Source organism: Kitasatospora sp. NPDC088160, from assembly GCF_044741445.1.
In the GTDB taxonomy this organism is placed as follows: domain Bacteria; phylum Actinomycetota; class Actinomycetes; order Streptomycetales; family Streptomycetaceae; genus Kitasatospora.
The window spans coordinates 345,927-359,109 of record NZ_JBIUSS010000006.1; the positions used below are offsets into that span (position 1 = coordinate 345,927).

Genomic DNA, 13,183 nt, shown 5'->3' on the forward strand with positions numbered 1-13,183 from the left:
AAGCTCCTCAATGGGTCAGTTGGAAATGGGGTCGGTCACGATCTGGTCGACGGGAGGCGTCGCGGTCTCTCTGGTGACCGGTGCCGATCGCTTGCCGAGCACGGCCAGAGCGATGACCACGCCCACTGCCGCGACGAGGCCGATCACGCCGAACGCGGCCTGATGACCGGGAACCAGCGTCTGCGGCGCGGCGATCCCAGGCGTGGGTGCCTGCGCGGCGACAACGCTGCCGGCGATGGCTACGCTGAGGGCGGTACCAACCGCGAAGCAGGTATCGGCGAGTCCGGCGGCCAGACCGGAGTGCCGTTCAGCGACACCGGTGAACGCCGTGATCTGCGTACAGACGGTGGCGGTGCCCATGCCCGCCCCGAAGACCAACAGGGCAAATGTCAGCAGTTCCGGTGAGCTGTGCTCGGGCACCACCAGGGTGAGTAGCAGGCAGGCTCCACCGAGCAGGGCAGTGTCGACGGTCGCGACCGGACGCACGCCGATCCTGGTCACAACCCGCTGGCAGACCAGAGCGCCGACGACGGCCGCCACGGTCATCACCCCGGCCGTGAGGCAGTATCACCGGCGCGAGGATCAGCACCACCACCCCGACCGGGACGTCGGTCCAGAAGACCCACTGCCAGCCGAGCGTACTGGTGATCAGGCCGCCGAGCAGCAGCCCGGCGGTGGCACCGAACCCTCTGATCCCACCCCCAGATTCCCAGTGCCCTGTTCCGCTCGCTGCCTTCGGCGAAGGCGTTCATCACCATGGGCAAGGCTGCGGGGGCGATGATGGCGGCCGACACACCCTGCAAAGCGCGGGCCGCAACCGGGGCTTCGACCGTCGGGGCGAACCCGCGTCCCAACGAGGCCAACACGCGCAGCGACATCCCGGCCAGGAAGACCCTGCGGCGGCCGAGCAGATCCGCGGCGCGGCCGCACAGCAGCAGCAGGCCGGCAAAGGCCAGCGCGTAGGCCGTGACCGCCCAGTGGACGGTGGTGCCGTGCACCCGAAACTCCCGCTCGACGGCCGGCAGGGCGGTGAGCAAGCTGGTCCCGTCCAGGATGGTCATGAAGAACGCCGTGCCCAGCAACACCAGCGCCCGCCACCTCAAGGCGGCCGCCCGCGGGCTCACTCGCGCCCTCCCGTACCCAGCTCGACGCCCAGCGCGTCAAGCCAGTCGCCCGTGCCGTGCTTCCGCCAGGAGGGCTCCTCCCGGCCATCGAGGAAGGCGCCCTGCTCGGTGAGGACCAGCCGGGTGCCCCCATCGGCCGGGCAGAACGCCACGGTCGTCAGCGATACCGTCGCCAGGTCGTCTTCCACGTGCAACATGGAGGTGTAGACGATGCGCTCGTCCCGGACGATGTCGCGGTACAACGACTCAAACGTCATCGACAGGCCGCTGTCCGGGTGGCTGCGGTTGACCTCCCGGCCCCCGACCCGGAAGTCCAGTTCATGCTCCGCATCGGGGGTGGAGAACCAGCGGGCCTTCGCCTTCGGGTTGGCCCATGCCGCGAACACCCGGGCCGCCGTGGCCGGGTAGAGGCGTTCGAGGGTGAACGTGGCGTGCGTGACAGAACGGTCGATCATCACAAGTTCCCTTGCTCCGGTGTGCCGGGATCATCGAGCAGGTAGTCGCCGAGCTGGTCCAGGCGCCATTCCCAGGACGTGCGCTGCTCGGCAAGCCAGTCCTCGGCCGTCCGCAGTACCTCCGGCTCGATGCGGCAGGTGCGGACGCGGCCGACCTTCTCGGATCTGACCAGCCCGCACGCTTCCAGCACCTGGATGTGCTGTATGACCGCCGGTAGCGACATCTCCAGTGGCCTGGCCAGTTCGCTGACCGGCGCAGGCCCACGGATCAGGCGCTGCACCATCGCCCGGCGCGTTCCATCCGCCAGCGCCTGGAACACCCGGTCCAGCGATCCACCATAGTTAGGCATGTACTTAACTATGAGTCGGCACATATTTACAGTCAAGTGCTTCCTTGCTGCGTAACTCGCGCCGGATAGTGTTCGGATGCAACGGATCAGGCGATTCCGCCGGGCGGCGCCACGGCCCGCGGACAGGGGGAGGTCAACGTGATCGTGGGTACCGGCCGGAGGCTCGTCCTGATCCGTCATGCGCAGGCCGAACGGGAGACGGCGGTCGACAGGGAACGGCGTCTCGACGAGTGGGGGCGGGAGGAGGCGTCCCGGGCCGGACGATGGCTCGCGGGTTCCGGCATCACGCCCGATCTCGCGCGGGTGTCCGGCGCCCGCCGGACCAGGGAGACCTGGGAACGTGTGGGCGCCGCGTTGCCGCGGCTCCCCGAGACGGTCCACGAGCAGGGGCTCTACGACCTCAGTGTGGAGATCCATCGGGGGGAAGCGGGGATCGGCGAGCTGGTCGCGATGGTGCGGGGGAGTTCGGACGACGTGGGCGACCTGGTCGTCGTCGGACACAATCCGAGCCTGTCCGAGCTGGTCCGGCTCCTCGTCGGAACGGCCGACGGCGACCTCTCGCGGCGGGTGGAGGAGTCTGGGTTCCCGACCGCCTCCGTGGCCGTCCTCGAGTTCGACGGTTCCTGGCAGAGGATCGGGCCCGGAGTCGCGAGGATCACCGCGTTCTGGACGCCGTCGCAGGGTTGAGACGGTGCACCTCGAGGCGTCGGTGCGTCCGGCGTCCCACGCCCCACCACCCTGGCCGGGCCCGCCGGCGGCCGGAAGGTCTACCGGTTCCAGACCGCCCGGTGACCTCGTCGCCAGCGACATCCGGCGGTCGACGTCTGTCCGATGGGGTGTTCAACTGCTCATTTGTCTGGTCATTCGTCGGACAGGACTCAGGGCCCGACGCCGTCGTGCCTGGACGACAGCGTCGCAGGCGTGCCGTGCTGAGCCTCACTGCACGGCGGGGGCTGCGATGCTGTCGAATCGTCGGCAGACCGAGGAAGACCGGCGAGGCTGCGTTCCTGCCGAGCCAGTCTCCAGCGTGTCCGCCTCGGTGCGAAAGACCCAGACGGTGAGGGCCTGGACACCCAGGCCGCCGCGATGGGCCAGCGTCCACAAGCCCGGCCATGGCCTGTTCCGGCGCGCCACCGGGCGGGAGCTGTGGCATCTGGTCCTGCCGGGACAGCGCAACGATCGGGCGACCCGCGACGCCGTGGTCGACCTGGAGGCCGCGGGGAGGGTACGGGGAGGGTGCGGGAGGATCTGCGCCTGCCGGACAACCGCAAGCTGTGGACCCTGACCGCGACCGGGCGCCGCGAGGCCGCCGCCCTGCTCCCAGCCGGGGCGAAGCTGTCCGCGCTGCGCCCCGAGCGGGACGGCCAGGGCAGGGTGTTCTCCGAGCACGCCCTGGACGTCGTCGCCACTGCCGGTGGCCTTCTGCGATGCCTGGTGGTTTGCGGGGGCGGATCGGGGTGAGAAGAGGACCGGTGGTCGAGAGCGTGGTTCGGACGGTGGACATCCCCCTCTTCATCGTCCGGACCCGTGCCACCGGGGTTCAGAGCCCGGCCACCGTGGCGGTCATACACCGGTGGCCGGGCGCCCCATGGCCGGTGTCAGGGCCGCCGGCCGTCCCGGCGTCAGTCGAGTTCGAGTTCGAGTTCGAGCGCGGTGCGTGGGGGTGCGTGGGTCGGCGACGGCACCTCAGCCCTGTCCGACAGGCGGGCGGATAGGGCGTTCAGCCGCTCGCCGACGGTCCGAAGCCGGTCCAGCGGTGGCGACGGTCTCGGCGGGTCCCTTCGGGCGCCATCGGCCGGGAGTTGAACTCAGGTCAGACCGGGTTCGGGACGAGGCCCGTGGCGTACTGCCGAGTGGTGTCACCCGCTCCCGGTCGAGGACGCGGGACCGAACCTGCTCAGCCGAAGCCGACCTCGGTGAAGCAGCAGCCTCCGCGCTCGGCTGCGGACAGGGCCTGGACCGACGTGAGCCGCGGGGTGTCGCGGAAGTACTGACGGAAGCCCGACGCGCGGAACTTCAGGTCGAACGAGTGGCCTTCGACGTGCCATTGCGGCCAGTCCTGCCTGCCGTCGTCCGGCGCCAGCCGGCGCACCGAGTCGATCTCCAGCTCCGGATGCATGCCCTTGAAACCGAGGTCGCCCTCAAGGTCCCAGACCTCTTCGAAGACGAGCGTCGCAGGGGCGATCCAGAAGGAGAAGTTCTTTGCCGGCCGGACCGGGTGGACCCAGCGGACGATGTAGTCGAGGTCGAGCAGAAGCCGAGGCAGGACGTCTTGCGTCTGCTGCACGTACAGGCCGTGTACGGTGGCGTCGTGCCATCCCATCTCCTCGAAGTCGGTGTCGCTCCAGACGCTCTTCGAGAGGCCCGATTCCTGATGGCTGCCGCTGTTCACACCTGTATCCAAGCAGGCCGAGCGCCAGTGCGTCGACGGCGGTGGCTTTATAGGTGAGTTGTGGTTCTGGCTCAACTTCCGTGGTCCACACACGCTGAGTGACGATCTAGAAGACCTGTGGGCGTCGGGAAGTTGCCCGGAATTCGCCAGTGGCCGGGGCATGGTGGCTGACAGTGCGGGACCGTGGATGATCTGGTGCCCCGGTTGGAGTGTCAGCGGACACGGCAGACTGGCTCTGGCGCGAGTTCCGTGATCGGAGCCTGATCCTCCTCATCCGGCCCTGGTGGCCATGGGGCATGCTGGTGCGGTGAGTGATCCCCAAACGGCGTGGCAGGCGTGGCTGAGCGGCCTGGATGCCAAGTCACAGGCCTTGGCACTGTCGTTGCGTGCCCAGTTCGACGCTCTTGGTGCGGCTGACGCCGCAGACTGGGTCAAGTCGGAGTTGAGCGAGGACCTGCCGCATCTCGCCCGGTTCATGCTGCTCCGAAGCCTGTGGTGTAGTCCGATCGACGACTGGGCCGACCCGGGCGCGCTCGATCAACTCCCAGCCGCCAAGCGGCTCCTTGCCGCCGGCGCGGACCGGGCCGACCTGGTTCTCCTGGCCCGGGCAGTGGCCTATGAGGCGGTGTTCACGACGCTTGACGAGCTTGACGCCGGCGGCGATGTGAACATTTCGGGCGTCGATGTCGGCTGGAGGGTGATGGAGACCGGAGAGGACCTCTCTCCGACGGGACGAGTCCTCGCAGGTCTGCACGAGGATCTCCTCACGATGGATCCAAGTGGGCGTGACGGAGCTGACCTGTGGCGATAGGGCAGCCACCTGACTGACTGCCCAGCCCTCACGGCTGGGTGAGGAGTATGCGCTTGCGGAGGAGGTCGAGTTTCGCGCGGCCGAACATCTGGCGCTTGAGCATCTTGATCTTAAGATGCTCAAGCGCCAGATGTTCGGCCGAGCAGGCTTCCATCTCCTCCGCAAGCGCGTCCTGCTCTACTCATAGGACATCGCCTTCTGATCGCGTCCATGCACGTCGCAGGGCGAACAGACTCAGACCGCCATGAATCGGCCCAGCTCGCGCGACTTGTACTGAAGGGCAGCCACCCAAGCCGCATCAGAGGAAACCGGGGCCGCCGGCACCTGAAGATCCTTGAGGCTGCCCTCGGCAGAGCCTGATGGCTGCCAGTTCACCTCGATGCCTGCCCTTTCCACCAGGACCAGCACCGTGGCGACGAAGCCCTCGGACAGGGCAGCCATGACTGCGTGGGTTGTTCTCCGATGCCACGCGAGCAGGGCGTCGACGAACTCCTTGAACACGACGGGGTCGATCTGGCACTCGTCAGCCTGCATCGGTCCGATACCGGACGGCAGACCCAGTTCCGCCTGGTAGAGGCTCACCTGGCCCAGGAACAGCCGGGAGGCCCCGTTCGATGGGTTCCACAGGGTCTCGTCGCCTATGTCGTAGTACTGGCTCATGCGGCCCCTCCCTGCTGGCCATACCGGCCAGTGTCGCGAGCACATGAGACTACGGTCAGTCACCCCTCCACGAAAAGTGAGCCAGAACCCGTTCTCATGGACAAAGCCACTCGTCGACCACGGCACGAGACTACAGCGAGTGGAATGGTCCACAGGAGCACTCTTCAGACACCTGACCGATGAACTCCGCCCCTTGGCAGCCCAGGCCGAACTATGCGATGCCAACGCTGGTCACACTCCGTTGAGCCGGGCCGGTGGTGCACGCAAGCCCGTACGCACTGGAGCACTCAGATCAGTACGCGGACACCAGGCAGCGACCGGAGCGACCGGGGACGAAGACGTCCACGCCGCCAGCGCGGAGGTGACCCGGCGGCGGCCGTCAGGCAGATCTGGCAGCTCGCGTCCGTTCCGCCTGCGTGGAGGTGGCCTGTGGGAGTCGGGGTGCCGTTAACGATCGTGCCAGGGGCCCCAAACGGGCTGACGGCTACTCGGCGGCCGCGATGCGCGTGGCGTAGACCCGGTAGGCCTTGCGCTCGGCGGGCCCGGCCGTGTCGGCTGCGAGGGCGGCGCTCTGCTGCGGCGCGGTGCGGTGGAGGTTGAGTGGGGCGGTGATTCGGAGCGAGTGGCCCTGGCCGCGGCGGATGGTCCGGCCGGAGGCGAGCGTCTGGCGGACGGTCTCGTCGCCGACGGTGGCGAGGTGGTCGGCGAGAAGTCCGGGCAGGTTGAGCACCACGTCCGGATCCGGCGCGGGGGCGGGCTGCTGCTCGTCAGCAGTCGGAGCGTCGAGCTGATCGGGGTCTCACCGGTAATGCTGCTGGATTGAACGTTAAGGCCATCGCGCCGCCGAAGCGGCTTAGTGATCTTCAAGAAGCCAAGCACCGAACATTAGCCAGACACACCGTCGGACTGCCGAGACCGCACGGGGGTCGCGTCTCCGGGTCAGTCAGGCGTCGCCACGGCCCTGCGATGCAGCACGAGGTATCCGTCCCCGGCCGAGACCTCCTCATAGGTGGAGGCAAGGCGACGAGTGAGCGCGGGTACCCATGACGGGCCTCCATACGTGGAGGTCTGTTCGTCGAGCACCACCCAGTCCGGTGTGAGGGGATGCCCGGCAGAGTCGGTGAATTCAGGGGTGAGCAGGTAGCCCGTGGTGCGGTCGACGAGGTGCGGGAGCAGGTAGGTGTCGGCGGCGACCGTCGCGCCGTCCGGGATCACGGCCAGCGCCGGGTACGTGGCGCGGCAGCGCGGACAGTCGTCTTGGGGGGAGGTGACGGTGGCGAGCGGCCCGCAGGCAAGGGCGGCAGCCGTCATCCAGGCGATCAGTGCCCAGACCACGGGTTCGGCTCGGGTGCGGTGCTGTAGCGCATCGACAAGGGCAGCGAAGAGGGCCACCTCGATGAGCAGGTTGTAGTGGAAGCCCGGTCCCCAGTACGCGGGGTTGGCGTTCGCGGCTCGCGCGAGGAAGGGGATCAGGGCGGCCCAGATCAGTGGGGAACGCGCCCCGATGACTCCTGCGCCCGCCAGCAGAAGAACAAGAGTCCGCGACGCAGTGCCATCGGTGACCAGGCTGGTGCCGAGGCTGTGGGCACAAGCCGTGAGGAGCGTCCATGGGCCCTCGGCCTGCGGAGCGTAGGTGTAGCGATGCCAGTAGCTCATGGACGGGATGACGATCGTAAGAACTATTGCGAGGCCGACCACTGCCCAGGTCGCTAGCGCGGCGGCCAGGGTGCGTCGGCCTCGTATGGCCAGGGCGATGGCGATGCCCAGCATGATGAAGGCGGAATCCTCCTTGATTAACAGGAGTCCGGCCGTGAGGGCGGCGCACAGGCGCCATTGGCCGAGTAGGTAGGCCCGCAGGGCGAGCGCCAGCAGGGGGGCGGCAAAGGCGACTTCGTGGAAGTCGAAGTCCACGGCGTTCTGGACGCCGACCGACGTTCCGAGCGCCGCACCGACCGACAGTCCTCGCCATTGGCCGAGCGTGACGGTCGCGATGTTGGCGATGATGGCGACAGCCACTGCTACGAGCAGTGCCTGGATGCAGAGCAGGACCCGGATGTCGGGCCAGATGCGGTAGAACGGGGCTGCGAGGGCGATGGCGGGGTCGAAGTGATCACCGAAGGCCAGGAAGCCGGGGGCTTTGAGTTCGACTACCGGGGCCTGGCCTGCGGCGAGGTGTTTGACGGCCTGCCCGAAGATGGCGAGGTCCACGCCGGAGCCGAAGCGGTCGTACCGGCGCAGTGACAGTGTCAGGTAGGCCAGTAGGAAGGCGCTGCCCAGGGCAGTTGGCGCCCCTCGTCGGTGACGGGGTGGGTGTGGGGGCTGGGCGGGGGCTGCGGCAGGGTGCGGGTGGGTGAGCGGTGTTCGAGTGGTCACCCCGGGCAGGCTGGTCGCGCGGCTTGTTCGGGGCGTCACCGCCGTGTGTGTGCGCGGTTGTGGCTCCGTGTGGGGTTCCCATGACCTGGGTCGGCCACGGGAATCGGCCTGTCACTGTTTTGGTACGGTCAGCGTGAACACGGCGCCCGGCTCGTTGGCGAGGGTCAGCGTGGCGTGGTGCAGTCGCGCGTTCTCCCGGGCGATCGCCAGTCCGAGCCCGTTGCCGGCGCTGCCCGGGGCGCCATGGCCGGAAGCGCGCGCGGGGTCGGCCCGTACGAAGCGATCGAAGACCTGTTCGCGCAGTTCCTCAGGTACACCGGGCCCGGAGTCGGCGACACGGACGACCACGCTGTGTTCCACCCCGCGGACCGTCACCTCCACTGGTGCGGCGCCGTGACGTAGCGCGTTGGACACCAGGTTGGTGATCACGGTGTGCATCCGGCGCGGATCGACGTCGGCGCTGGTGTCGCCCTCGGTCCGGACGGTCACCGACTCGGGTGATTCGCTGTGGGTGACGACGTCGGCGACCAGGTCGGCGAGATCGACCGGCTGCGGGACCACGGTGGCCTCGCCCGCATCCATGCGCGAGATCTCCAGCAGATCCTCGGTGAGCGTGGCCAGCCGCCGGAGCTGAGGGGCGATCAGCGTCGCGGCGCTGTCCCTGGTGGCGGGGTGCTCCAGCGCGGTCGCCGCCGCCAGGAGCGAGGCGGTTGGTGTACGCAGCTCATGGCTCACGTCCGCGACGAACTGCCGCTGGCGCGCCTGGTGCCGGGTGAGTTGGTCGATCGTCTCGGCCAGGCGGTCGGCCATCTGGTTGAACGAGGAACTTAGATCGGAGAGTTCATCATGTCCGGACACCGGCAGGCGGGCTGTCAGGTCTCCGGTGCCGAGTGCGCGTGCGGCCGCGCTGGCGGCAGTGACGGGTCGTTGGACCCGGCCGGCGACGAGCCAGGCGAGCAGGGCGCCGACCACCACCGTGGCCGCAGAGACCAGAAGGAGACTGCGCAGATCAGCACTCGCCTCATCGTCGACCGGCTGGAGCGAGTGGTACTCGACTGCTACGACGGGGGCACCCGGGTACCGGTCGCTCGTTCCCTGGCTGCCGACGACGGCCCCGACGACCAGCCAGGGCTTGCCCGCGGGGTGTACGAGAGCAAGGTGCCGCTCGTCCAGCAGCGGCGGATAGTTGCCGGTCTTCAGGAACGCCGTGAGGGGGGTGGAAGAGATCTGCGCGTCGCTCGCGTCGGACACGCTGGTGGCCCTGAGGCCGGGCCAGGTGCTCGGATCCTGATCGGGACCCGGCGGCTCGTTCGGGTCGGGGACCGTGTACCCGGTGCCGTTCGGGTTCGGCTTCATGGCGTACACCGCGTACGTGTTGAACTTTCGCACGGCGAGCGCTTCGTGGGCGCTGAGCAGGGCGTTCGGTTTGACCTGGGCCCGGACGGAGTTGGCCGCTGAGGTGAAGTCCGACAGCGCGCTGGACAGTACCCGGGCGCGGAAGTCCTGCTCGGCGCGGCCTCGCAGAGCGCGGTAGCTGAGCAGGGAAAGGAGCACCGAAGGCAGCAGCAGCGTGAGCAGCACGGTAACGGTGATGCGGCCGCGCAGTCCGAGACGGCCGCTCATGGAAGGTCCAGCCGGTAGCCGACCCCGCGCACGGTGGCGATCAGCGAGGGACGGGCCGGGTCGTCCTCGGTCTTCGCCCGCAGACGCCAGACGCACGCATCAACGATGCGCGAGTCGCCGAGGTACCCGTAGTCCCAGACACGGTCCAGAAGCACCTGTCGGGTCAGGACCTGCCCGGGGTGGAGGACGAACTCCAGCAGCAGACGTAGCTCGGTCGGGGTCAGTTCCACCGGCGCACCGTGCTTGGTGACGGTCATCGCGCGGGTGTCCACGCGAACCGACCCCAGGTCCACGACGCTCGCCTCGCCGTTTGGTTCGGCGGTCGGAGTCACTCGCCGGAGCACCGCCTTGATCCGGGCGTCGAGCACCCGCGGCTCCACCGGCTTGGCGACGTAGTCGTCCGCCCCGCACTCCAGGCCGGCGACGATGTCGATCGGCCCCGAGCGCGCCGTGAGCATGATGACCGGGGTCTGGCCGAGCCGCCGGATCGCCCGGCAGACCTCGAACCCGTCCATCTGCGGCATCATCACGTCCAACACCACGCACTCGACGTCTCGGCCGCCAGCCAGCCTCTCCAGCGCTACAGGACCGTTCGGTGCGCCGAGGACCTCGTGTCCCAGGCTCGACAGCGCCAGATCCAGAGCCTCGCGGAGCCCGTCGTCGTCTTCGACGAGCAGTACGCGCGCCATCCTCACCCCTCTTCGCTCGGTAACCACCCGCGCAGCATGCTCGTGAAGTATGTGCAGCTCATATGGGCTCTGTCACCGTTGGGCAACACCCAGGGAGGGGCCAGTCAACTGTGCCGTTACTGACCTCGGCGTTTCAAGGTGATGGCGGTGGGAGGTCGAGGGAGAGTCCGGTTCCGCTGAGGAAGCCATCGAGGATGTCGGAGCGGTACTGCAGTCGTTTGAGGCGGTTGCGGACGAGGGCTTCGAGCCGGTCGAGGGCGACACTGGCGAGGTTCGCCAGACTTCGTTTGACGTGGGCCCACAGGTACTCGACCGCGTTCAGCTCGGGTGCGTATGCGGGCAGCACGAACACCGTCAGCCAGTCCCGCGCGTCGATCAGGTCGCGCATCGCATGGGAGACGTGGGTGTTCAGCCGGTCCCACACCAGCACGATCGGCGCCTTGACCAGCTGATGGACTCCGTCGATCAGCCCGATGTAGTCGCGCTCGGACAGGCTGCGGCGTTCACCCTTGCGCCCGGTGTGGCGCCGCAGCCTGTGGCACAAGCGGGTCCGCGAGCCCGGGCGCATCGCGATCAGCCCGGCGATGGAGATCCTCCCCGAGCGGCTGCCGCTCACCTTCACGATCGGGGTGGTGCCGCGACGTCCCCAGGTGCGTCCTTTGGGTGGTCTGCGGGTGAACCCGGCTTCGTCCTCGAAGCAGAGCCAGCCGTCGCAGGCCGCCCGGGCGCTTTTACCTCCGCCCAGGTCGCCTCCCTCCACGCGGCCACGACCTGCTCGTCGCGTTCGGCGGCCCGGCGCGCGGGAACCTGCGGGGTGAAGCCGAGCCGACGCATCAGCCGGGTGGCCCCCGAGACGCTGTAGGACACGTGGAACCTGCGGCCGATCAGCGTCGCCACCCGCGCACCGGTCCACACCTGGTCCTGGTCCTGGTCCCAGCCGTGCACGGCCGGCCCCTGCTCGAGGTATTCGGCCAGCTTCTCCCGGCACCGCGCCGACAGCTTGCACCGCTGCCCGCCCGGTCCCCGTGAAGCCAGCGCCCCGACCCCGTCCTCCCGCCAGGCCCGGTGCCACTGGTAGGCCGATTTCGCGGTCACCCGCAGCCTGCGGGCAACCTCCCTCGGCGGGACGCCTTCGTCGAACAACGCGGCGGCCTCCAGCCGCACCGCCTCTCGACACTGACGTGCCTTCGCCGTCAGCCCGCCCCCATCCGCATAGCGCATACCAACGGCATAGCGCGCAAATGACTGCCAGTCAGCTACACAAACAGGCCAATCACCTTGAAGTGCCGAGGTCAGTAAGGACGCCACTCAGGCCAACCAGGCCGCGGACGAAGCGTGGGGAATCGCCGCAGAGAAGGGGCGCCAGGAGCGCGATGCCGAGCTGAAGGCCGAGGAAGAGGGTATCCAGGCCGAGGCCAAGAAGGTCGAGGAGGAGTTCAAGAAGGAACTCGAACTGCAGATCCGCTATGCCGTGATGGAGGAGGAGCGACAGGAGCGGATGGATGAGGAGCGGAGAAAGCGAATCATCGGCTGCACCAAGATGCCGAACCTCTCCGTGTGCTCGCCGAGGAAGAAGGGCGTCTTCGGATACGCCCCGCTGGACGACATGGCCGAGGTCGGTAGGGTCATCGATCCCTATGCGCAGGCATCCGTCAGGATCGTCAAGGCCATTCTGGGCGTTGACACCGCAGAGGAATGCATCAAGCAGAAGAGCGTCAGCGCCTGCGCGGAAACCGCCATCGGATTCTTCCCTGGCGGCAAGTTCGCGCAAATCGCCAAGAAGTCCAAATCCATTGTGGAGATAGCCCAGGATGCGCGGCGATTCAGGAGAGTAGAGGACAACGTTGCTGACGGGCGACGCCTGCAGGCCAAACTCGCCGCAGAGGAGCTTGCAGGGGCTAATGGGCACGCATTCGATAAGCACGTCATAACCCAGGGGGAGTTTCCAGGCATCCGAACGCGCGAGCAGTTCGCCGAGATGATCGAGGAAGTAATTCTCAACGGTGAACGGAGAATCGGCGCCGGCGGAAGGGGTGCGTACTGGCGAAATGGTGTGATTGTAATCTGTAACCCCAATGCCCGAGACGGTGGTACCGTATTCGCACCCAAGGAGGGTTACGGATATTTCCTCAAGAACTTCAAGTCTGAATAGGAGAAAAATTTAATGGAGGTGGAAGACTGTGGAGCGGAGATCATGGTCACGATGGCGCGGGAAGAATTCTTTCTCGTCGTTTCGCTCATGAGTGAAGCGCTTGAGACTGGCGATGAACGGGACTTCGAGACGCGCGTAGGCGCGTCGATGGATGATGTGCGGGCCCTCCTGCAAACCTTGCCGGATCTTCCGTTTAGTGGCGGACACTAGTCCACACGTGAGCATGGATTTAAAAATCCGCTCGAACGACGCGGTTTCTGGAACCCGTTACAATACGCAGTTGGTTTGACCAGGCCGCAATAATTTACGCAGGCGCCCGGCTGGCACCCAGCCGGGCGCCTGCAGTCCGGTGCTCGCCACTTCGGTGGCGGCGAGCACCGTAGGGAAGCCCACGGTCCTCACCACTTCTCTCCCCGAGCCCGGTCCTTACGGTCACGATCCGACAATGCGTGTTCTAACCAGTGCTTGGGTTCTAACGGTCGTCGCAACACCCCAGCCCGGGGGATGAGATGGGCTTCAAGATCCGCGGGGAGCGGAAGCCACAGGGGCCCCGG

Annotated in this window: 16 protein-coding genes and 3 pseudogenes; 5 read left to right on the forward strand and 14 right to left on the reverse strand. The window is 67.7% G+C overall.

The features are described from left to right. Window positions 1-15: 15 nt before the first annotated feature. The 5 genes and pseudogenes from ACIOGZ_RS12065 to ACIOGZ_RS12085 all read right to left on the reverse strand — a co-directional run bounded on the left by ACIOGZ_RS12065 (window position 16) and on the right by ACIOGZ_RS12085 (window position 1,929). Entirely contained in the window at window positions 16-540 is a 525-nt protein-coding gene (locus tag ACIOGZ_RS12065) for an MFS transporter (protein WP_400985761.1), read from the reverse strand. 37 nt (window positions 541-577) lie between these two features. After that, window positions 578-694 (reverse strand): annotated as a pseudogene (locus tag ACIOGZ_RS12070) (hypothetical protein); the annotation flags it as partial. A 16-nt stretch (window positions 695-710) separates the two neighbouring features. Then, window positions 711-1,061 (reverse strand): annotated as a pseudogene (locus ACIOGZ_RS12075) (MFS transporter); the annotation flags it as partial. Between the two features lie 59 nt (window positions 1,062-1,120). Then, window positions 1,121-1,579, reverse strand: a complete 459-nt coding sequence (locus tag ACIOGZ_RS12080; protein ID WP_400985763.1) for an SRPBCC family protein — start codon at window positions 1,577-1,579, stop codon at window positions 1,121-1,123. Further along, on the reverse strand, window positions 1,579-1,929 hold the full coding sequence (locus ACIOGZ_RS12085; RefSeq protein ID WP_400985764.1) for an ArsR/SmtB family transcription factor: 351 nt from the start codon (window positions 1,927-1,929) through the stop codon (window positions 1,579-1,581). Before ACIOGZ_RS12085 ends, ACIOGZ_RS12080 begins: the two co-directional genes overlap by 1 nt. A 144-nt stretch (window positions 1,930-2,073) precedes the next feature. Between ACIOGZ_RS12085 and ACIOGZ_RS12090 the strand changes: the two genes are divergently transcribed. Together ACIOGZ_RS12090 and ACIOGZ_RS12095 are read left to right on the forward strand one after the other, a co-directional pair. After that, window positions 2,074-2,616 carry a SixA phosphatase family protein gene (locus ACIOGZ_RS12090; RefSeq protein WP_400985766.1) on the forward strand — a complete coding sequence of 181 codons (543 nt, stop codon included), beginning with the start codon at window positions 2,074-2,076 and terminating at the stop codon, window positions 2,614-2,616. Between the two features lie 549 nt (window positions 2,617-3,165). Continuing rightward, complete coding sequence (locus ACIOGZ_RS12095) at window positions 3,166-3,390, forward strand: hypothetical protein (protein WP_363623769.1); 225 nt, start codon at window positions 3,166-3,168, stop codon at window positions 3,388-3,390. Between the two features lie 436 nt (window positions 3,391-3,826). Here the strand turns inward: ACIOGZ_RS12095 and ACIOGZ_RS12100 are convergent, their stop codons facing one another. Then, window positions 3,827-4,321 (reverse strand): hypothetical protein, encoded by a 495-nt coding sequence (locus ACIOGZ_RS12100; RefSeq protein ID WP_400985768.1) that lies wholly within the window; start codon window positions 4,319-4,321, stop codon window positions 3,827-3,829. 307 nt (window positions 4,322-4,628) lie between these two features. Between ACIOGZ_RS12100 and ACIOGZ_RS12105 the strand changes: the two genes are divergently transcribed. Beyond that, window positions 4,629-5,132 (forward strand): hypothetical protein, encoded by a 504-nt coding sequence (locus ACIOGZ_RS12105; RefSeq protein WP_400985769.1) that lies wholly within the window; start codon window positions 4,629-4,631, stop codon window positions 5,130-5,132. Window positions 5,133-5,160: 28 nt separating this feature from the next. On the opposite strand, the gene ACIOGZ_RS12110 is transcribed toward ACIOGZ_RS12105, so the two are convergent. The 8 genes and pseudogenes from ACIOGZ_RS12110 to ACIOGZ_RS12145 form a co-directional block, all read right to left on the reverse strand. Further along, window positions 5,161-5,286, reverse strand: a complete 126-nt coding sequence (locus ACIOGZ_RS12110) for a hypothetical protein (protein WP_400985771.1) — start codon at window positions 5,284-5,286, stop codon at window positions 5,161-5,163. Window positions 5,287-5,366: 80 nt separating this feature from the next. Beyond that, window positions 5,367-5,792 carry a DUF6086 family protein gene (locus ACIOGZ_RS12115; RefSeq protein ID WP_400985773.1) on the reverse strand — a complete coding sequence of 142 codons (426 nt, stop codon included), beginning with the start codon at window positions 5,790-5,792 and terminating at the stop codon, window positions 5,367-5,369. A gap of 484 nt (window positions 5,793-6,276) precedes the next feature. Next, complete coding sequence (locus ACIOGZ_RS12120) at window positions 6,277-6,525, reverse strand: hypothetical protein (RefSeq protein ID WP_400985774.1); 249 nt, start codon at window positions 6,523-6,525, stop codon at window positions 6,277-6,279. A 206-nt stretch (window positions 6,526-6,731) separates the two neighbouring features. After that, window positions 6,732-8,000, reverse strand: a complete 1,269-nt coding sequence (locus tag ACIOGZ_RS12125; RefSeq protein ID WP_400985776.1) for a DUF2079 domain-containing protein — start codon at window positions 7,998-8,000, stop codon at window positions 6,732-6,734. 276 nt (window positions 8,001-8,276) lie between these two features. Beyond that, entirely contained in the window at window positions 8,277-9,788 is a 1,512-nt protein-coding gene (locus tag ACIOGZ_RS12130; protein WP_400985778.1) for an ATP-binding protein, read from the reverse strand. Continuing rightward, complete coding sequence (locus ACIOGZ_RS12135; protein WP_400985779.1) at window positions 9,785-10,477, reverse strand: response regulator; 693 nt, start codon at window positions 10,475-10,477, stop codon at window positions 9,785-9,787. The genes ACIOGZ_RS12130 and ACIOGZ_RS12135 overlap by 4 nt, the downstream gene beginning before the upstream one ends. Before the next feature lie 133 nt (window positions 10,478-10,610). Further along, window positions 10,611-11,120 (reverse strand): annotated as a pseudogene (locus ACIOGZ_RS12140) (transposase); the annotation flags it as partial. Then, a complete protein-coding gene (locus tag ACIOGZ_RS12145) occupies window positions 11,096-11,698 on the reverse strand; it encodes a winged helix-turn-helix domain-containing protein (RefSeq protein ID WP_400985781.1) in 603 nt (200 codons plus the stop codon). The gene ACIOGZ_RS12145 and the pseudogene ACIOGZ_RS12140, both read right to left, overlap by 25 nt. A gap of 253 nt (window positions 11,699-11,951) precedes the next feature. Between ACIOGZ_RS12145 and ACIOGZ_RS12150 the strand changes: the two genes are divergently transcribed. Then, a complete protein-coding gene (locus ACIOGZ_RS12150; protein ID WP_400985782.1) occupies window positions 11,952-12,629 on the forward strand; it encodes a hypothetical protein in 678 nt (225 codons plus the stop codon). 12 nt (window positions 12,630-12,641) lie between these two features. Next, complete coding sequence (locus ACIOGZ_RS12155; RefSeq protein ID WP_400985784.1) at window positions 12,642-12,839, forward strand: hypothetical protein; 198 nt, start codon at window positions 12,642-12,644, stop codon at window positions 12,837-12,839. Window positions 12,840-13,183: the final 344 nt, after the last annotated feature.

Coding starts and splice junctions, on each gene's coding strand:
- ACIOGZ_RS12080 (WP_400985763.1), bottom strand. CDS start 1,579: ATGATCGACCGTTCTGTCACGCACGCCACGTTCACCCTCGAACGCCTC.
- ACIOGZ_RS12085 (WP_400985764.1), bottom strand. CDS start 1,929: ATGCCTAACTATGGTGGATCGCTGGACCGGGTGTTCCAGGCGCTGGCG.
- ACIOGZ_RS12110 (WP_400985771.1), bottom strand. CDS start 5,286: ATGGAAGCCTGCTCGGCCGAACATCTGGCGCTTGAGCATCTTAAGATC.
- ACIOGZ_RS12115 (WP_400985773.1), bottom strand. CDS start 5,792: ATGAGCCAGTACTACGACATAGGCGACGAGACCCTGTGGAACCCATCG.
- ACIOGZ_RS12130 (WP_400985778.1), bottom strand. CDS start 9,788: ATGAGCGGCCGTCTCGGACTGCGCGGCCGCATCACCGTTACCGTGCTG.
- ACIOGZ_RS12135 (WP_400985779.1), bottom strand. CDS start 10,477: ATGGCGCGCGTACTGCTCGTCGAAGACGACGACGGGCTCCGCGAGGCT.
- ACIOGZ_RS12145 (WP_400985781.1), bottom strand. CDS start 11,698: ATGCGCTATGCGGATGGGGGCGGGCTGACGGCGAAGGCACGTCAGTGT.
- ACIOGZ_RS12150 (WP_400985782.1), top strand. CDS start 11,952: ATGGAGGAGGAGCGACAGGAGCGGATGGATGAGGAGCGGAGAAAGCGA.
- ACIOGZ_RS12155 (WP_400985784.1), top strand. CDS start 12,642: ATGGAGGTGGAAGACTGTGGAGCGGAGATCATGGTCACGATGGCGCGG.